This is a genomic window from Polaribacter sp. HA6-7 (genome assembly GCF_055693625.1).
Genome location: NZ_CM146338.1, coordinates 1,107,114 through 1,126,029 on the forward strand (window position 1 = coordinate 1,107,114; position 18,916 = coordinate 1,126,029).

Consider the following 18,916-nt stretch of genomic DNA (forward strand, 5'->3'; position numbering starts at 1 on the left):
AAAGTTTTTTTAATTGTATACTAGATCTTTAATATTGTATTTTTTGCAAAAGTAGTGTAGTATTGTATACACTAACATATGTACAAAAACCAAACAGATAAAAGCATATAGAGGTACTCCGAAAAGCTGATAAGGCCAATAATACGTCCAAACACCTAACTGAATCGTAATAACTTCACCGAAAGCAGGTAATATTAATGCTAAAATTAAAGCAAGTATAATTTTATTTTTTTGACTTTTATTTTTTAATAACGGAATTAATTTTAATTCTAATTTGTATAAAAAATAGAAGGCATACATCCAAGCAAAAGGTAGCCAAAGCGGTAATTCTCTGCTAACTTCATGGTATTGCCAATAACCGTTTGCAACACCCCAAGTTTCACCTACAATTCCGCCAAAGCAAGTTAAAAGCATTCCTATAAGTAACAACCAATTTTTATTTTTGGGTTTAATAATATCCTTGTAAACGTTATGTGTAAGTTTTGCAACTAAAATTAAGGCAATTATTAAGTCGTATTCTTTTAAATAACCAATAAAAACACCTGCAACTATTAGTTTGGCAATTCCTTTTAAAAGTTCTGCTAAAAATTTCTTCTTATTAGTTATCAAAATTCTGAGGGTCGTTTTTTAATTTTTGATATCTTTTCTCATACATATTATAGGTTATGTAATAGGTAAGTAGAAAATAAATACAGAAAATAGAAATAAATTTAAATGCAAATTGCAAAGTTAAAAAGCCTTTTAAACTTTCTAAAGCTTGAAAAATAAAACTAAAAGGAACGGCAAAATACAAGCTTTGTAGTAAAGCATATTTAAGTCTATTTTCTCTTTTGGTTCCCAATACTTTAGTAAACCTTCGTTTTTCTTTTTGTAGTAGTCTTTTGAGTTCATTAGAAACTTTTATTAATTTTCAAATATAAAAAAACCGAAGCAAATTTGCTTCGGCTTTATTATAGAATTTTATAATTCTTATAAATTAGGAATTACTAATTCTTGACCTGGATGAATTACATCCGGGCTTTTTAAGATATTAGTATTTGCTTCAAAGATAGCAGTATATTTAGATGACTTACCATAATATTGCTTTGCGATTTTACCAAGAGTATCTCCGCTTTTTACAGTATGGTTTGCAAAGATAGAAGTATCTTCTACAGAAATATCTGCCATAATATCTGTAGGGTTTTCACCACCAACTTTTTTTATTTCATCCCAAAGTAAATTTTTTTCATATTGGTTTTTTGCAGTACCTACAACATGTAGTACGCCGTTTTCTTCTTTTACATCTCCATTTTTAATAGCTAATTCTTCTCCTAGATTTAATACGCTTTGATATTTTGCTCTCATTTTAATTTTTTGATTTTTAATTATAGTCTAAATGTACAAAAAAACCAAAGCTTTTAGCTTTGGTTTTTCGATTAAACTACAAATTTTATAGTTAAATGATAATTATATATCAGTTATAAATTTTAAATAATAATCTTATAAATGAATTACTTCGTCGTAAGCATCTGCAACAGCTTCCATTACAGCTTCACTCATTGTTGGGTGAGGATGTATTGTTTTTAAAACTTCATGACCAGTAGTTTCTAATTTTCTACCAAGAACAGCCTCTGCAATCATATCAGTAACACCAGCACCAATCATGTGGCAACCTAACCATTCACCATATTTTGCATCAAAAATTACTTTTACAAAACCATCAGGCGTTCCTGCTGCTTTTGCTTTTCCTGATGCTGAAAATGGAAATTTACCAACTTTAAGTTCGTAACCTGCTTCTTTAGCTTTTGCTTCTGTCATACCAACTGACGCAATTTCCGAGTTGCATATGTACAACCAGGTACGTTACCGTAATCGATAGCTTCTGTATGCAAACCAGCTAATTTTTCAACACAAGTAATTCCTTCTGCAGAAGCAACGTGTGCCAAAGCTTGTCCAGGAACAACGTCACCAATTGCATAATAACCAGGTATGTTAGTTTGGTAAAAATCGTTTACTAAGATTTTATCTCTATCAACAATAATACCTACATCTTCTAAACCAATGTTTTCGATGTTCGATTTAATACCAACTGCAGATAATAAAATATCAGCTTTTAAAGTTTCTTCTCCTTTTTTAGTTTTTACAGTAGCAACAACACCATCACCGAAGTATCAACAGACTCTACAGAAGAGTTTGTCATAACTTTAATTCCGATTTTTTAACAGAGCGTTCAAATTGTTTAGAAATATCAATATCTTCTACAGGTACTAAATTTGGCATATATTCTACAATAGTAACTTCTGTTCCCATAGAGTTATAGAAATGAGCAAACTCAACACCAATTGCACCGTAACCTACAACAATCATAGATTTTGGTTGCGATGGCAACGTCATTGCTTGTCTATAACCAATTACTTTTTTACCATCTTGTGGTAAGTTTGGTAATTCTCTAGAACGTGCACCAGTTGCAATAATAATATTGTCTGCACTATATTCTGTTACAGTACCATCTTCTGCAGTAACATCAACTTTTTTACCAGTTTTTATTTTACCAAAACCATTTATAATATCGATTTTGTTTTTCTTCATTAAAAAAGCAACACCTTTGCTCATTCCGTCTGCAACACCACGACTTCTTTTAATAACAGCATCAAAATCTTTATCAATTGCTTCTGCTTTTAAACCATATTCATCAACATGTTTTAAATAATCATAAACTTGTGCAGACTTTAGTAATGCTTTTGTTGGGATACATCCCCAGTTTAAACAAATTCCACCTAAACTTTCTTTTTCTACAATGGCAACTTTAAAGCCTAATTGAGAAGCTCTAATTCCGGTAACATATCCTCCAGGTCCACTTCCAATAATTATGATGTCGTATTTCATTTTTTTAATATTTACTAGTTGTTTGTTTTATTTTGGGCGTTTTAACAGGCTTTACGTTCTATCTTTTTTTATCGTACCTCAAAAAAGGATGCCACTTCAATCCTTAACGCGTGCTAATTTACTAACTTTTTTACATTCTTTCAGGAACCTGAATTCCTAATAAAGAAAATGCCGATTTTATAGTGTCTGCAACTTTTTTAGATAATTGAACTCTGAATGTTTTTTTATCTAAATCTTGTTCTCCTAAAATGTGTACATTTTGATAAAAAGAATTAAATTCTTTCACCAAATCATAGGTGTAATTTGCAATAATTGCTGGCGAATAATTTGTTGCAGCTTGCTGTATTGTTTCAGGATATAATTCTAATTGTTTTAATAATTCTTTTTCTTTTTCGTGTAAATCTACACTTACAGATTTCGAATAATCAAAATTTGCTTTTCTAATTATAGACTGAATTCTAGCATACGTATATTGTATAAAAGGACCAGTATTTCCTTGGAAATCTACAGAAGATTTCGGGTCGAATAAAATTCTCTTTTTAGGATCTACTTTTAAGATAAAATACTTTAAAGCTCCTAAACCAATCGTTTTATACAACTCTTCTTTTTCTTCATCAGAATACCCTTCTAACTTTCCTAGTTCTTCAGAAATAGTTCTAGCAGTATCTGTCATTTCTATCATTAATTCATCAGCATCTACAACAGTTCCTTCTCTAGATTTCATTTTTCCGAAGGTAAATCTACCATTCCGTAGCTTAAATGATGTAATTGTTTAGCCCAATCAAAACCTAGTTTCTTTAGTATTAAAAATAATACTTGAAAATGGTAATCTTGCTCGTTACCAACAGTATAAACCATACCGCCAACATCTGCATAATCTTTTACACGTTGTATGGCTGTACCAATATCTTGAGTCATATAAACTGCAGTTCCGTCAGAACGTAAAACAATTTTTTCATCTAAACCATCATCAGTTAAATCGCACCATACAGAACCGTCTTCTTTTCTAAAGAAAACACCTTTTTCTAAACCTTGCGCAACAACATCTTTTCCTAATAAATAGGTGTTACTTTCATAATAAAGATTATCAAAGTTAACTCCCATGTTTTTGTAAGTAACGTCAAAACCAGCGTAAACCCAAGCATTCATAGTTTCCCATAAAGCCACTACATCTTTATCACCAGCTTCCCATTTTAAAAGCATTTGTTGTGCTTCTACAAATAAAGGAGCTTCTTTTTTAGCCTCATCTTCAGTTTTACCTTCAGAAATTAATTGAGCTATTTCTTTTTTATATTCTTGGTCAAATTTTACGTAATAATTACCAACTAATTTATCACCTTTTAAGCCTGTGGATTCAGGAGTTTCTCCGTTTCCGAATTTTTCCCAAGCCAACATCGATTTACAGATATGAATTCCTCTATCGTTAATAATTTGAGTTTTGTAAACTTTTTTACCAGACGCTTTTATAATTTCTGCAACAGAATATCCTAATAAATTATTACGAACGTGGCCTAAATGAAGAGGTTTGTTTGTGTTCGGAGAAGAATATTCTACCATAATAGCTTTTTCATTAGCCTTTGGTTTTTCAAAACCATAAGAAGTATTCTCTAGAATCGCATTAAAAAAGTTTGAGTAAAAAGAATCGTCTACAACTAAATTTAAAAATCCTTTTACAACATTAAAATTGGTGATTTCGGTAACGTTTTCTACTAAATATGTACCTAAATCTTCTCCTATTTGTACAGGATTACCTTTTTTGTAACGTAGCAACGGAAAAACAACAACAGTAATGTCTCCTTCAAATTCTTTTCTTGTTGCTTGAAACTCTACAGACGGAATTTCGATATTATATAATGCTAAGAAACCTTCTTTAACTTTAGTTTCTAGGGTGTTTTGAATATTCATTTATTAATAAAATTGAAATACAAAATTAAGGATTTTTATTTGTTTTTCTGAGTGATTTTTCCGGAAGAATAATTGTAATTTTGTATCATGGAAAAAATGCTGAAACAACTCCCAAAATTAGCTAAAGAAGCAAAAAAAGAAAACGAAAAATATTTTGCGAGACTTAAGAAACGAACGCCAAAAAGATTAGATTATTTAATGCAAGAATTGCACGATAAAGAGTTTGAAAAAACAGACTGTTTAACTTGTGGAAACTGTTGCAAAACAACTAGCCCAATATTTACTGATGTTGATATTGAACGTATTGCGAAATATCTAAAAATGAAGGTTGCAACATTTACATCGCAATATTTAGAGAGAGATGAAGACGATTTTATGGTTTTAAAATCTGCGCCTTGTACTTTTTTTGATGAAAGCGATAATACTTGTTTTATTTACAGTGTAAGGCCAAAAGCATGTGCAGAATATCCGCATACAAATCGTAAAAAGTTTATTGGCATAACAGATTTAACCATTGCTAATACAGCAATTTGTCCTGCTACCTATAATATTGTAGAAAACTTAAAAAAACGTTTGCCTTTAGAAGGTAACAAGAAAATTAAAAGATCTTAAACTCTTTTACTAGTAAAATTTGCATAATTTAATTTCACTATTTTAGTAGAAAATAAATTTATGCAAACTATTTTTTCTTATTTCGAATCGATACCATCTTCTCATCGAAGTTTAATTCTTGTTTCTGGTATTACATTTTTTGGCTTTTAGAAGGTGCAGTACCTTTATTTAATTTTAATTACAAAAAATGGAAACATGCTCTACCAAACTTGTTTTTTACATTTACAACGATAATTATAAATTTTTCGTTGGCATTTTTATTGCTTAAAACTGCAGATTGGGTAGATGTAAATAATTTCGGACTTATTAATTGTTTGCCTGAAATGCCACTTTGGTTATATGTTACTTTAGGAATATTATTTTTAGATTTTTTTGGCGCTTATTTGGCTCATTTTGTAGAACACAAAGTTGCTGTTTTATGGATGGTTCATTTGGTACATCATTCCGATCATAATGTAGATACAACCACAGCAAATAGGCATCATCCAATAGAAAGTATTATTCGTTTTGCATTTACTTTATTAGGTGTTTTTGTTATTGGTACGCCAATAGCTATTGTATTTATGTATCAATCGATGTCTTTAATTTTTACTCAATTTACACACGCAAATATTAAAATGTCTTCAAAATTTGATACTTTTTTAAGTTATTTTATAGTTTCTCCTGATATGCATAAAGTACATCATCATTATAAATTGCCTTATACTGATTCTAATTATGGAAATATTTTTTCTATTTGGGATAGAATTTTTGGTACTTACATGAAATTTGATAGAGATAAAATTGTGTATGGTGTAGATACTTTTCCTGATGAAGTAAAAAATTCTTCGTTAAAAGAATTGTTAAAACAGCCTTTTCAAGGATATAGAAAACCAACAAATATTTAATTTTTTACTGAAAAGCATTATATTTATCCAAAAAATAAATGCTATGAAAAAAATATTTTACCATTCACTTTTCTATTATTATTTACAAACAGCTTAAAAGCAGATCAATGGATGACATCTTTTGAAGATGCACAGAAAATTGCTGTAGCTACAAATAAATTTATATTAGTAGATTTTTGGGCTAGTTGGTGTGGCCCTTGTAAAAGAATGGATTCCGAATCTTGGAGTTCTACTGATGTTAAAGAATTAATGTCTAATTATATTCCTTTAAAAATAGATATTGATGTAGAAAAAAATTAACATCTAAGTTTACCGTAAATTCTATCCCTGAGTTTATATCATAGACCCAAATGGTGAAGTTGTTTTGCAAAGTAAAAGTTATATGCCTAAGATTGAAGTTATGAAGATCTTAAAAAATATTCATACGGAACAAAAATTTTACAAAATGAATATTTAGATTTTATGAAATTAAAATCTGGAGATAATTCTTTAAAAATTGCTGAGAAATACTTTAATTATTCGGTGTATGTAAAAGACGATGTGAAAAGAGATTTTTTAAGTATTGCAAATAGGTATTTAAAAATATCGAATAAGTTATATCGATCAGAAGGTGATAAAAATAAAAATTCACAAAAGATAAATTTATATGCAGATGTGTATAGATATTTAATACAAGGTAATTATAATAAAACTTTAAAAAAGTTAAACAAAGATTTTAAAGAAAATGAAATTATAGAAACCAATAAAGGGCTTTATAATTTTTTATACTTTACTGCTTACAGTAAACTAAATGATCGAGAAAATGCCAAAATTTGGTATGATAAATTAAAAGAAAATGAGGGGGCAAAAGTTTTTCTTCTCATGTCTAGAAAAATATAAAAAAACTCGAAGAAAATCTTCGAGTTTTTTTTATTTATAAATTAAATATTTTTCTCGAATCAGTTTAAAATCATTCAAATCTTTTTGCCAAGTATTTTTTATTTCATCAGCAGATAAACCTTTCTCTATTTGTTCTTGTAGTTTTTTTGTGCCCGCTAATTTTGTGAAAAAATTATTAAAAAAATCTTTAGCAGTGTTTTGCTTATAAGCACTAATCAAATAAGACAAATCAAGTTGATTTAAATTCTTAGAATCTCTTAAATCTTCGCCAAAACATAGCTTGTTTTGATGTTTAGGATATTTTGCTCCTTCATTTTCTTTCGGAGTAAAAGAAAAGCTATTCTTCGGTAAAAAAGGAGAACCATAAATTTGAAACTGCATAGATGTTCCTCTTCCAGCAGATACATTTGTTCCTTCAAAAAAACATAAACTAGGGTATAGGTTTATACTTTTATCGTTTGGTAAATTTGGCGAAGGTTTTATAGGTAAACTATATTGTGTTTGATGATTGTAGTTTAAAACTGGTATTACTTTTAAATCACATGCTATTCCGTTATTTAACCATTTTTCACCATTAATCATTTGTCCGTACTCGCCAATTGTCATTCCGTAAACCACAGGAACGTTATGCATACCAACAAAAGATTTATGGCTTGTTTCTAAAACAGGGCCATCAATATAATGAGCATTCGGGTTTGGTCTGTCTAATAACAAAACAGGAATATTGGCTTCTGCACAAGCTTCCATAACATAATGTAAAGAAGAAATATACGTGTAAAAACGAGCGCCAACATCTTGTATATCAAAAACAACAAAATCTATGTTTTTTAATTGCTCTTGAGTTGGTTTTTTATTTTTACCATAAAGAGATACAATAGGTAAATTTGTTTTGGTATCTAAACCGTCTTTTACAATTTCTCCAGCATCAGCTTTTCCTCTAAAACCGTGTTCGGTGCAAAAACTTTTTTTACATTTATTGTATTATTGTTGTGAAGATAATCTACTAAATGATGTGTTATTTTTTTAGAACCCATTACATTTGGTGCAACTTCGGCTCTTTGTAAAACGTTTAAAACAGAAGTTTGATTTGCCACAATGGCTACGTTTTTTCCTTTTAAAATATTTAAATATAAATCGGTTCTTTCTGCACCTGTTTTAATTTCAGAAATAGTTTTGACATGGTTATTCTGATTAACTTTTGTTTTCTGAGCACAAGAAATCAGGTTAAAATTCAGTAAAAGAACTAAGAATAAATATGTACTTTTGAAAGGTTTAAAATCTGTCATCAATTTGAATTACGAGTTATATATAGCCAAACGCATTATTGCAGGTAAAAAGTATAAAAATAGCATTTCATCTCCAATAATAAAAATTGCAATTGCTGCAATTGCCTTAGGTATGATTATTATGCTAATTGCTGTAGCAACAGCCGCAGGTTTACAAACCAAAATTCGCGATAAAATGGCCGGTTTTAAAGGTCATGTTCAAATTGTAAATTATGATAATAACAATTCTGATGTCTCTACAACGCCTATAGATATTGAGCAAGATTTTTATCCGGAGTTTAAAAATATCGATGGCATTAAAAACGTGCAAGTTTATGCCAGTAAAGGCGGTCTTTTAAGAACAGATACAGCTTTTGAAGGTGTTGTTTTTAAAGGAGTTTCCTCGGATTATGATTGGTCTATATTTAATGAGTATTTAGTTGAAGGTAGATTGCCAGATTTTACGTTACCAAGAACAAAAGGTGTGTTATTATCGCAAACAATTGTAAATAGACTTCAATTAAAATTAAATGACACAATTTCTGCGTCATTTTTAAAATCTGTACAAAATAAACTTCCATCTAATAGAAAATACCAAGTTGTTGGTATTTACAATTCGGTTTTATGCAGTTTGATGAAAATATGATGATTGGAGATATTAGAGAAGTTCAAAAATTAAATAAATGGACAGAGAACCAAGTTGGTGGTTTTGAAGTTGTTTTAAATAGTTTTGATGATATAGAAGCAAAAGGAGAAGAAATTTATAGCGAAGTAAGTTTAACACTCAATGCAAAAGCGATTACAGATATTTACCCAACAGTATTCGATTGGATTAAATTATTTGACAATAATGTTTGGTTTATTATTGCAATAATGATTCTAATTGCAGGTATAAATATGATTACTGCTTTGCTTGTTTTAATATTAGAACGTGTGCAAATGATTGGTATTTTAAAAGCTTTAGGAAGTAGTAATTCTAGTATAAGAAAGATTTTTTTATACAACGCTTCTTATTTAATTTTAAAAGGTCTTTTCTGGGGAATATTATAGGTTTATCAATTATTGGTGTACAACACTTTTTCAAACTAATTACATTAAATCCGAAACATATTACGTTTCTGTAATGCCTGTACATATAAGTATTGGTGCAATTTTAGCATTAAATATTGGGACATTAATTTTATGTTTTTTAATGTTGATTATCCCTTCTTATATAATCACAAAAATTAACCCTTCAAAATCTATTAAGTTCGCTTAAAAATTAGGTTAAGGTTTCTTAAAATATGATTTAAGGCATAAAAATATTTTATCTTTGCATCAGAAATTTAAGACATGAAATACGCAAAGAATATATTAGAAACTATTGGTAATACACCATTGGTTCAATTAAACAGTGTTACAAAAGAAATAGATGCTTTAGTTTTAGCAAAAGTAGAAACTTTTAATCCGGGTAATTCTGTTAAAGATAGAATGGCTTTAAAGATGATTGAAGATGCAGAAGCAGATGGTCGTTTAAAACCGGGCGGAACAATTATTGAAGGTACATCTCGGTAACACAGGTATGGGATTAGCTTTAGCAGCAATTATAAAAGGTTACAAATGTATTTTTGTAATTTCTGATAAACAATCTAAAGAGAAAATGGATATTTTACGTGCGGTTGGTGCAGAAGTTATTGTTTGTCCAACTAATGTAGAGCCAGAAGATCCAAGATCTTATTATTCGGTTTCCAAACGATTAGGAGCAGAAACACCAAATTCTTGGTATGTAAATCAATACGATAACCCAAGTAATGCAACAGCACATTACGAGCAAACTGGACCGAAATTTGGGAACAAACAGCTGGTAAAATAACTCATTTTGTAGTTGGTGTTGGTACCGGAGGTACTATTTCGGGTACAGCTAAATATTTAAAAGAGAAAAATCCAAATATTAAAATTTGGGGAATAGACACTTACGGTTCTGTGTTTAAAAAATATCATGAAACGGGTATTTTTGATGAGAATGAAATTTATCCTTATATCACAGAAGGTATTGGTGAAGATATTTTGCCAAAAAATGTAGACTTCTCATTAATTGATGGTTTTACAAAAGTAACCGATAAAGATGCCGCAGTTTACACAAGAAAAATTGCAAAAGAAGAAGGTATTTTTGTTGGTAACTCTGCAGGTTCTGCTATTAAAGGTATGTTGCAATTAAAAGAACATTTTACTAAAGATGATGTTGTAGTTGTTCTGTTTCACGATCACGGTAGTAGATATGTTGGTAAAATGTTTAATGATGATTGGATGCGAGAAAGAGGTTTTTTAGAAGATGAAATTAAAACTGCAGCAGATTTAATTAAAAATCATTCTGATAAACCTTTAGTTACAGCACAAACAGAAGAATTAGTTTCCCATGCAATCGAAAGAATGCGAGATTATAAAATTTCTCAAATTCCTGTAAAAGATGTTAATGGTTTTGTTGGATCTATAGATGAATCTGTTTTATTACACAATTTTATTTCTGATAAAGATATTGCAGATAAACCTATTAAAGATATTATGGGTAAATCATATCCTATTGTTGAGAAATCTGCAAAATTAGAAGAGATTTCTAAATTGATAAATAAAGACAATCAAGCTGTATTAGTGGCTTTAGAAAATGGCAATCATCATATAATTACAAAGTATGATATTATAAGTGCTATTTAAAATTATAATATAAAATTACAAAAAGAGCTTTCTATTCAGAAAGCTCTTTTTTTGATGATTGTTTAAAAAAGAAATACATTAAACGTTTTTATTGAATATTTTTAGTTTAAAGTTCATTTTTATTGATAATTAATAAATGAAAATAGTTAATTGTAAAAATATTAACACATAGTTTTTTAAAGAATTATATATCTTTAGGCATTAACTAACTTAATTCAAAAAAATGAAAAACCTAAAAATTCTATTTATTCTTACTTTAATAGTTGCTTGTAAAGAGAATAAAAAAGAGGACATTAAAGCAGATAATATGTTGTCTAAAGCTAAAGAAATTCACAAAAAAGTAATGACTTTAGATACGCATGTAGATATTAATGTTGCTAATTTTACAGACTCTATCAATTATACTCAAAAATTAAAAAACCAAGTCAACTTGCCAAATATGGAAGAAGGTGGCTTAGATGTTGCATTTTTTATAGTGTACACAGGTCAAGGAGATTTAACGGAAGAAGGTTATGATAAAGCGTATAAAAATGCAATGAGTAAGTTTAACGCAATTCATAAATTAACAAAAGAAATCGCTCCGAAAAGAATTGGTTTGGCTGTAAATTCTAAAGAAGCTAGAGAAATTTATGCATCAGGAAAAAAAGTAGCTATGATTGGTGTAGAAAATGCTTATCCTTTGGGTACAGATGTTTCTAGAGTAAAAGAATTTTACGATTTGGGTGCAAGATATATGAGCCTTTCTCACAATGGACATAGCCAACTGTGCGATTCTAATACCGGAGAAAAAGATAATGTTTGGTTACATAACGGTGTTAGCGATCTAGGAAAAGAAGTTATTAAAGAAATGAACAAATGGGGAATTATGATTGATGTTTCTCATCCTTCAAAAAAATCTATGCAAGATATGATTGCTTTGTCTAAAGCGCCAATAATCGCCTCGCATTCTTCTGCAAGAGCATTATGTAATCATAGTAGAAATTTAGATGATGAACAATTACAATGGATGAAAGAGAACGGAGGAGTTGTACAAACGGTTGCTTTTAGTTCTTATGTAAATACAGAAAAAGATAAAGTTTATAAAGAAGAATTAAATAAAGTAATAAAAGAATTAGCTGCAGCACAAGGAGAAGAAATGATGACTTGGGCAGAAGCAAGAAAGTTAAGTCCAGAAAGAGAGATGCTTTTATAGCTACTTACAGAAAATTATCTGCAGAAGCGAAAGAGAAAATGAAGTCTTCTGATGTTTCACCAGTTAATGTATCAGATTTTGTAGATCATATAGACTACTTAATAAGTAAAATAGGAATTGATCACGTCGGTATCAGCTCAGATTTTGACGGTGGAGGAGGAGTAGATGGTTGGAATGATGCATCGGAAACTTTAAATGTAACTTTAGAGTTGGTAAAAAGAGGTTATACAGAAGCGCAAATTGCACAATTATGGAACGGGAATTTATTAAGAGTTTTAGATGAGGTTGAAAAAGTAGCAAAAGAAATTCAATCTAAAGAAACAATATAATTACTTATATTATCAAAATTAAAAAACCATCTCAATTAAGAGATGGTTTTTTTAACTAACTAATTCAAATAATTTACACAATGAAAGCAGTTTACTACGTTGCTTTCATTTTTATAATTGCAACTACTGTGCCAAACTTTAAATTAGTGTTGAAAAATGTTAATAAAATATGATTTTTATATTTTTAGCAATAAAAAAACGATTCTTTTTAGGGAATCGTTTTAGTTTTTCGCTTATTATTGTGATATAAATAATTATTCGTTTAAAATTCAACTAAATTAATTAGCGTGTTTATGTGCTTTGTAAGAAGATCTTACTAATGCACCACTTTCAACAAACATAAAGCCCATTTCTAAACCTAAAGTTTCATACTTTTTAAACTGTTCTGGCGTAATAAATTCTTTAACAGGTAAATGTTTTTTTGTTGGTTGTAAATACTGTCCAATAGTAATGATGTCACAATTTACTTCACGTAAATCTTTCATTGTTTGTATTACTTCTTCTTCAGTTTCACCTAAACCAAGCATTAAACCTGTTTTAGTTCTCATTCCGTTTTCTTTTAAATACTTTAAAACACCTAAACTTCGATCATATTTAGCTTGAATTCTAACTTCTCTAGTTAGCCTTCTAACGGTTTCCATATTATGAGATACAACTTCTGGTGCAACCTCTATAATTCGATCTATTTGTTTTGTATTTCCTTGAAAATCTGGAATTAAAGTTTCTAAAGTAGTTTTAGGGTTTGCTCTTCTAATTGCATCTACAGTTTCTGCCCAAATAATAGAACCTCCATCTTTCAAATCATCTCTATCTACAGATGTAATTACTGCATGTTTGATGCTCATTATTTTTATAGAGCGAGCAACTTTTTCTGGTTCATCCCATTCTACTGTTTCTGGTCTTCCTGTTTTTACACCACAAAATCCGCAAGATCGTGTACAAATATTACCTAAAATCATAAAAGTTGCAGTTCCTTCTCCCCAACATTCTCCCATGTTTGGGCAGCTACCACTTGTACAAATTGTGTTTAATTTATATTTATCTACTAAACCTCTAAGTTCTGTGTATTTTTTACCAACAGGTAACTTTACTCGAAGCCATTTTGGTTTTTTTGGTCTTTCCGGTACTATTACAGATTCTATTGCCATTTCTATTGAATTTGAAATGCAAATTTACGAAGAAAAGATTTAAATACTTGTTAAAAACCAAATAGTAAAACCTATTAAAAAAGCAAAACCAATAAAACTTAAAATCTTTAAAATTAAACCTGGTCTGTGTTCTTTAGGTGTGTGGTTACTAGTTATTAATTTATAGTTTAAAATAGCATAAAAAGGAGCTGTTAAAAATGAAAGTATGGTAGCAATTTTAACTAACAAACCCATATTATCCATAAAAAAATGTAAAATCAAAAATGTACCTATAAATAAGAAGAGAATCCAAAACCAATAACCAAATTTAAACGGTTTATTAAATAAAAGTTTAGATGTTCTATCCATTGCTCTTGGTGATGCATCTAAAGTTGTTATGGTTGTGCTAAACATTGTTGTAAAAGCTGCTATGGCTATAAAAATGTAAGAGAAATCGCCGAGGTTTTTTGTGTATAATTCAATTAATTGAGTTGCAAATACACCTCCTTTATCAGAGAAAGTTGTTCCGGATTTATACATAACCAAAGCACCTAATAGTACAAAACAAATACCTAAAAATAGCGCACTGATATAGCCAACATTAAAATCGAAAACTGCATCTTTTTTCTTAGTTTTTATTAAAGAAGTTTCATCTTTTTCTACAGACCAAATCGAATGCCAAATAGATACGTCTAAAGGTGCAGGCATCCATCCTAAAAAAGCAATTAAAAAGGTAAGTTCTACAGCGCCAGAAGGTATAATTTGTGTTGCATCAAAAGCTTCTTTTGTGTTATAAAGAGCTACACAAACTGCAATAATTGTACTAAAAGTAAGAATTACTATAATGTATTTCATCACATTATCGAGTAATTTATACTTTCCAATAAGTAAGAAAATGATACTTAAAAACATTAAAAAAGTAGACCATAAAACCAAATTATCTGTAAAACCAAATAATTGAGAAGCTAAACCAGCGGTAACAATAGTTACTGCAGCTTGTATGGTAAACATGGTTGTAAAGTTTATAATATAATAAGCAACTAAAATACCTTTCCCTAATTTTTTATAACCATCTAAAAGTGTTTCTCCGGTTGCAGCAGCATATCTTGGTCCGAATTGAAAGAACGGATATTTAAAAATATGTACTAAAAAAAGTGCCCAAATTAACCCAAATCCAAATTCTGCACCAGCTCTTGTAGATTGTACTAAATGCGAAACGCCAATTGCAGCTCCTGCAAATAACAAACCTGGTCCAAGACTTTGTAAAAAAGTTTTTTTCACTTAAGATTTCTTAATAATTTCAGCTAAAAGTTTTTTTGCACGCAAAAGTTTAACTTTTACGTTATTCATTGGTTCGTTAATTTGTACAGAAATTTCTTTATAACTTAATTCTTGAAAATAACGTAATTGTATAACTTCTTGGTATTTAGGTTTTAATTGTTTTATGTCTCGTAAAAGATTTGCTAAATTCTGTTCTCGAATGATTTTATCTTCCGGAGTCGGGTTTTCATCAACGACTAAATAAACTTTATCTTCTTGTTCTTTAGAAGTTTCTGTAATTATAGAACTATTTTTTTTACGAAGTAAATCGATGTGTATGTTTTTAGAAATAGTAATTAACCAAGTTTTAAAAACATAAGTTTCATCAAAAGATTTTATTTTATCAAAAGCTTTAGAAAACGTTTGTATTGCTATGTCCTCTGCATCGTTTTCGCTCTTTGTTCTTTTTAATAAAAAATTAAAAACATCAGACCAATATAGGTTCAGTAGAAAACTAAAAGCAGATTGATCTCCGTTTTTAGCTTTTAAAATATTTGCTTCTAATTTTTTAATATCTATTTCCAATGATTTGGTTTTGATAACAAGTTAGCTATAAATATACTAAATTGAAAGAATAATAAACCAATTTCTAAAAAAGGAAGAAAATAAATTAATTGTGGTTCATCTAATTTTTTTGCTGATAAACCAATTACTAAAAATTGAACAAAGTAATAGGAAAGCAATATTGATAAAATAAGAATCCAATTAGGAAATAAAATAAACAACAAGGCTGCTGTTGCAAATAAAAACACTTTAGATATATAAAAAAGGCCTAATAAAAACTGATGTTTTTTCTTATAATAATTTGCAGTAGAAATATGTCTTCTTTTTTGTTGAAACCATTTTTTAAAATTTGTTGGAGCCAAAGATTCTGTAAAACTATCTTTAGTTGTACAAATTTTTGTATTTTTTTTATTTGCTACATCTTGTATAAACAAGTCGTCATCACCGTAATTAATATGCATGTGTTTTATAAAGCCTTTTACATTAAAAAACTCAGATTTTGCATACGCTAAATTTCTACCAACTGCCATATAAGGCATTTTTAGTTTGGCATAACTAAAATATTGTATTGCTGTTAAAAGTGTCTCGAAACGAACAAATAAGTTTACAAGAGATTTTTCTTTTTTGTACTTACCATATCCAATTATAATAGTTTTTGTTTCACTAAAATTTTTAGACATTTCTGTTATCCAGTTTTTAGAAACCGGTTTACAATCTGCATCAATAAATAATAAATGCTCGTAATTTGCCCCTTTAATACCAAGGGTTAAAGCATATTTTTTGTTTCCCCAAAAAGCTTCAATGTTTTCAACTTCTATACATTTAATTCTATCATCCTTTTTTTGAAAATCTTCCATTATTTCTGATGTAGCATCAGAAGATGCATCATTAATAAGTACAACCTCAAAATTAGAATATGTTTGTTCTAAAATTGATGGTAGAAATTTTTGAAGGTTTTTTGCTTCGTTTTTAGCACAAATTATAACAGAAACTGGTGTTTCTTTAGAAGTATTTGTTTGTTCTTTATCTTTAAAAAGAAAAGAAGTAAAAAATAAATAATATACAATTTGAAGTACTGCAAAAACTACAAAACTGTAGAATAGTACAGATATAATCATTTAAAGAATTAAATTAGTTATGTTGAGGCTCTGCACAATCTGCATATTGTTCCGGCGTTTTTCCGCAAAAGCCACAAGATTCACCAGATTTGTTTAACATTGGGTTTTGGCTTGCACAAGTACCTGCAAATTTACCGTCTTTTTTTGCCCAAATTTTAATTGCAATTCCTGCAACACCAAGTCCTAATAAAGCTAAAGTAATAAGTAATAGTTTCATAAATAATATTTCTAATGCAAAGATACGTATTCTAATTGTTACCTAAAAAATCACTTATACTTATTTTGTATCGTGACTTTTTAAATTATAAAGGGTCAAACATTTGTAACAAACTAAAACTATATAATGGATACAATTACAAATTCTTTACAAAATTTTTTTAACACAATTTCTTATGGATTAGGAAATTGGGGTTTACAGTTAATTGGTGCAATAGCAGCTTTAATAATTGGACTATGGATTATTAGGATAATTATGAAAGGTGTATCTAAAGCATTTGAAAAAACAAGTTTAGACGAAACTTTACAACCATTTCTATTAACAACAATTGGTTTTTTATTAAAATTATTATTAATTATTTCTATTGCAGGTATAGTAGGTTTACCAATGGCATCTTTTGCAGCGTTATTGGCAGGAGTTGGTTTAGCTATAGGTGCAGCATTTAATGGTTCTTTGGGGCATATTGCATCTCGGTGTAATGCTACTTATTTTTAAGCCGTTTAAGGTTGGTGATTTAATTAAGACAAACGGTGCTTTTGGTTTTGTAAAAGAAATTTCTGTTTTTGTAACAGTTATAGAAACTTTTCAAAATGAAACAGAAATTATACCAAACTCTGCTATAACATCTAACAAAATAACTAATTTAACTAAAATTGGTAATTTACGTATCGATATGCCTTTTGCTATTAGATATGATGCTGATATTTCAAAAGCTAAAGAGATTGTTTTAGATATTTTAAATAAAGATAAAAACGTTTTACAAGAAGGTGCAAGCAAACCAAGAGTTGCTGTAAATAATTTAGGACAAAATAGTGTTGAGTTATTAGCATTGCCTTATGTAAATTGTGAAAATTATTGGGATGTTTATTGGGATACTAGACAAGCTGTAGTAGAAGCTTTAGGTAAAGCAGGTTTCGAAGCACCATTACCACAGAGAATAGTTACAATGACTAAATAAAAGATCTTTAGAGATTAAATAAAAAAGACTGCTTTGTAAAGCAGTCTTTTTTTGTATGTTTACTTATTAGAAATTAAAAACTATTGACCGAAGAAAAATTAATAGCGGCATTAAAATCCGGAAATCAGAAAGTTTTTAGTCAAATTATAGATGATTATCAACAGAAAGTTTTTGGTACCTGTATCTCTTTTATTCCAAATAAAGAAGACGCAGAAGATGTTGCGCAAGAAGTTTTCTTAGAAGTTTTTAAATCTATCGCCAAATTTAAAGGAGATTCTAAATTATCTACCTGGATTTTTAAAATAGCCACAAATAAGTGTCTAGAATTTATCAGAAAAAAGAATGCTAAAAAACGTTTTGCTTTTATGCAAACCATTCTTGGTAATGAAGTGCCATTAGATAAAACTAGCTATTTTACAGAATTTAACCATCCGGGTGTTTTATTAGTAAATAAAGAAAAATCAGTAACTATTTACAAAGCTATAAATACCTTGCCCGAAGCGCAAAGAGTTGTTTTTACATTAGCTAAAATTGATGATAAAAGTTATCAAGAAATTGTAGAGATTACGGGTAAAAGTTTATCGTCTGTTGAGTCTTTAATGTTTAGGGCAAAAAAGAGTTTGCAAGAAAAATTAACAAAATTTTATAAAAATGATATTTAGGCGCAAGTTTTTACAAAAGTTTGCATCTAAATAGGTACGTGTTTATTTTAATAAAGTGTTAAAAATGAAAAATAAAGAAATAGATAAGAAAGTTGAAGATACTTTTATGGCTATAGAAACCATAGAAAAAGTAAAAGTAAGTCCTTATTTTAAACATAAAGTTCTTCAAAAAATAAATGAAGAAAAAGAAGAAAAAGAAAAGGTTTTCTCTTGGCTAACTCCGCAATTTCAATTGGCTGCTGTTTTGGTAATTCTGTTTTTAAATGCAATAACTATTTTTTACGCTTTTAATTCATCAGAAAAAACGACAAATTACTCTGTAGAAACGTTTTCTCAAGAGTATTCTTTAGAGTCTACAAGTAATTCTTATTTAAATTAATAAAAT

At 29.0% G+C, this 18,916-nt stretch carries 14 protein-coding genes and 7 pseudogenes; 11 read left to right on the forward strand and 10 right to left on the reverse strand.

The annotated features are described in order from the left end of the window. Positions 1-9: 9 nt before the first annotated feature. From ACZ1HD_RS06050 to argS, 4 genes and pseudogenes are all read right to left on the reverse strand, one after another. On the reverse strand, positions 10-609 hold the full coding sequence (locus ACZ1HD_RS06050) for a hypothetical protein (protein WP_472688912.1): 600 nt from the start codon (positions 607-609) through the stop codon (positions 10-12). A gap of 360 nt (positions 610-969) precedes the next feature. After that, positions 970-1,344, reverse strand: a complete 375-nt coding sequence (locus tag ACZ1HD_RS06055; protein WP_172830883.1) for a LysM peptidoglycan-binding domain-containing protein — start codon at positions 1,342-1,344, stop codon at positions 970-972. Between the two features lie 135 nt (positions 1,345-1,479). Further along, a pseudogene (gene lpdA, locus ACZ1HD_RS06060) lies at positions 1,480-2,865 on the reverse strand (dihydrolipoyl dehydrogenase). 130 nt (positions 2,866-2,995) lie between these two features. Next, positions 2,996-4,770: pseudogene (gene argS / locus ACZ1HD_RS06065) on the reverse strand (arginine--tRNA ligase). A gap of 87 nt (positions 4,771-4,857) precedes the next feature. On the opposite strand from argS, the gene ACZ1HD_RS06070 reads away from it, so the two are divergent. The 4 genes and pseudogenes from ACZ1HD_RS06070 (at position 4,858) to ACZ1HD_RS06085 (ending at position 7,148) form a co-directional block, all read left to right on the forward strand. Beyond that, complete coding sequence (locus tag ACZ1HD_RS06070; protein ID WP_472688913.1) at positions 4,858-5,382, forward strand: YkgJ family cysteine cluster protein; 525 nt, start codon at positions 4,858-4,860, stop codon at positions 5,380-5,382. A gap of 60 nt (positions 5,383-5,442) precedes the next feature. After that, positions 5,443-6,269 (forward strand): annotated as a pseudogene (locus ACZ1HD_RS06075) (sterol desaturase family protein). 111 nt (positions 6,270-6,380) lie between these two features. Continuing rightward, entirely contained in the window at positions 6,381-6,569 is a 189-nt protein-coding gene (locus tag ACZ1HD_RS06080; RefSeq protein WP_472688914.1) for a thioredoxin family protein, read from the forward strand. 162 nt (positions 6,570-6,731) lie between these two features. After that, positions 6,732-7,148 (forward strand): hypothetical protein, encoded by a 417-nt coding sequence (locus ACZ1HD_RS06085; protein ID WP_472688915.1) that lies wholly within the window; start codon positions 6,732-6,734, stop codon positions 7,146-7,148. A gap of 30 nt (positions 7,149-7,178) precedes the next feature. Here the strand turns inward: ACZ1HD_RS06085 and ACZ1HD_RS06090 are convergent. Continuing rightward, a pseudogene (locus ACZ1HD_RS06090) lies at positions 7,179-8,434 on the reverse strand (exo-beta-N-acetylmuramidase NamZ family protein). Positions 8,435-8,438: 4 nt separating this feature from the next. On the opposite strand from ACZ1HD_RS06090, the pseudogene ACZ1HD_RS06095 reads away from it, so the two are divergent. The 3 pseudogenes from ACZ1HD_RS06095 (at position 8,439) to ACZ1HD_RS06105 (ending at position 12,625) form a co-directional block, all read left to right on the forward strand. Beyond that, positions 8,439-9,671, forward strand: a pseudogene (locus tag ACZ1HD_RS06095) (ABC transporter permease). A gap of 74 nt (positions 9,672-9,745) precedes the next feature. After that, a pseudogene (locus tag ACZ1HD_RS06100) lies at positions 9,746-11,104 on the forward strand (pyridoxal-phosphate dependent enzyme). Between the two features lie 223 nt (positions 11,105-11,327). After that, positions 11,328-12,625, forward strand: a pseudogene (locus ACZ1HD_RS06105) (dipeptidase). A gap of 278 nt (positions 12,626-12,903) precedes the next feature. On the opposite strand, the gene lipA reads toward ACZ1HD_RS06105, so the two are convergent. Genes lipA through ACZ1HD_RS06130 form a run of 5 tightly spaced genes read right to left on the reverse strand, consistent with a single transcriptional unit; the run spans position 12,904 to position 16,911 of the window. Next, positions 12,904-13,773: a lipoyl synthase gene (gene lipA, locus ACZ1HD_RS06110; protein ID WP_079738544.1), complete on the reverse strand. Its 870-nt coding sequence runs from the start codon at positions 13,771-13,773 to the stop codon at positions 12,904-12,906. 39 nt (positions 13,774-13,812) lie between these two features. Continuing rightward, on the reverse strand, positions 13,813-15,033 hold the full coding sequence (locus tag ACZ1HD_RS06115; RefSeq protein WP_472688916.1) for an Nramp family divalent metal transporter: 1,221 nt from the start codon (positions 15,031-15,033) through the stop codon (positions 13,813-13,815). Next, positions 15,034-15,597, reverse strand: a complete 564-nt coding sequence (locus ACZ1HD_RS06120; RefSeq protein ID WP_340934232.1) for an RNA polymerase sigma factor — start codon at positions 15,595-15,597, stop codon at positions 15,034-15,036. It abuts the gene before it with no gap. Then, complete coding sequence (locus ACZ1HD_RS06125) at positions 15,588-16,694, reverse strand: glycosyltransferase (protein WP_472688917.1); 1,107 nt, start codon at positions 16,692-16,694, stop codon at positions 15,588-15,590. The genes ACZ1HD_RS06120 and ACZ1HD_RS06125 overlap by 10 nt, the downstream gene beginning before the upstream one ends. Positions 16,695-16,707: 13 nt before the next feature. Next, a complete protein-coding gene (locus ACZ1HD_RS06130; protein ID WP_077808957.1) occupies positions 16,708-16,911 on the reverse strand; it encodes a membrane or secreted protein in 204 nt (67 codons plus the stop codon). A 126-nt stretch (positions 16,912-17,037) separates the two neighbouring features. On the opposite strand from ACZ1HD_RS06130, the gene ACZ1HD_RS06135 reads away from it, so the two are divergent. The 4 genes from ACZ1HD_RS06135 (at position 17,038) to ACZ1HD_RS06150 (ending at position 18,910) form a co-directional block, all read left to right on the forward strand. Further along, entirely contained in the window at positions 17,038-17,406 is a 369-nt protein-coding gene (locus ACZ1HD_RS06135) for a mechanosensitive ion channel family protein (RefSeq protein ID WP_472688918.1), read from the forward strand. Then, positions 17,390-17,869, forward strand: coding sequence for a mechanosensitive ion channel family protein (locus tag ACZ1HD_RS06140; RefSeq protein ID WP_472688919.1), 480 nt, complete (start codon positions 17,390-17,392; stop codon positions 17,867-17,869). Before ACZ1HD_RS06135 ends, ACZ1HD_RS06140 begins: the two co-directional genes overlap by 17 nt. Positions 17,870-17,952: 83 nt before the next feature. Beyond that, positions 17,953-18,531 carry an RNA polymerase sigma factor gene (locus tag ACZ1HD_RS06145; RefSeq protein ID WP_472688920.1) on the forward strand — a complete coding sequence of 193 codons (579 nt, stop codon included), beginning with the start codon at positions 17,953-17,955 and terminating at the stop codon, positions 18,529-18,531. Positions 18,532-18,595: 64 nt separating this feature from the next. Beyond that, on the forward strand, positions 18,596-18,910 hold the full coding sequence (locus ACZ1HD_RS06150) for a hypothetical protein (RefSeq protein ID WP_472688921.1): 315 nt from the start codon (positions 18,596-18,598) through the stop codon (positions 18,908-18,910). Positions 18,911-18,916: the final 6 nt, after the last annotated feature.

Bases quoted from the DNA above. Each gene is read 5' to 3' on its own strand.
- ACZ1HD_RS06055 (WP_172830883.1), bottom strand. From the start codon at position 1,344: ATGAGAGCAAAATATCAAAGCGTATTAAATCTAGGAGAAGAATTAGCT.
- ACZ1HD_RS06085 (WP_472688915.1), top strand. From the start codon at position 6,732: ATGAAATTAAAATCTGGAGATAATTCTTTAAAAATTGCTGAGAAATAC.
- lipA (WP_079738544.1), bottom strand. From the start codon at position 13,773: ATGGCAATAGAATCTGTAATAGTACCGGAAAGACCAAAAAAACCAAAA.
- ACZ1HD_RS06130 (WP_077808957.1), bottom strand. From the start codon at position 16,911: ATGAAACTATTACTTATTACTTTAGCTTTATTAGGACTTGGTGTTGCA.
- ACZ1HD_RS06125 (WP_472688917.1), bottom strand. From the start codon at position 16,694: ATGATTATATCTGTACTATTCTACAGTTTTGTAGTTTTTGCAGTACTT.
- ACZ1HD_RS06080 (WP_472688914.1), top strand. From the start codon at position 6,381: ATGACATCTTTTGAAGATGCACAGAAAATTGCTGTAGCTACAAATAAA.
- ACZ1HD_RS06140 (WP_472688919.1), top strand. From the start codon at position 17,390: ATGCTACTTATTTTTAAGCCGTTTAAGGTTGGTGATTTAATTAAGACA.
- ACZ1HD_RS06150 (WP_472688921.1), top strand. From the start codon at position 18,596: ATGAAAAATAAAGAAATAGATAAGAAAGTTGAAGATACTTTTATGGCT.
- ACZ1HD_RS06070 (WP_472688913.1), top strand. From the start codon at position 4,858: ATGGAAAAAATGCTGAAACAACTCCCAAAATTAGCTAAAGAAGCAAAA.
- ACZ1HD_RS06135 (WP_472688918.1), top strand. From the start codon at position 17,038: ATGGATACAATTACAAATTCTTTACAAAATTTTTTTAACACAATTTCT.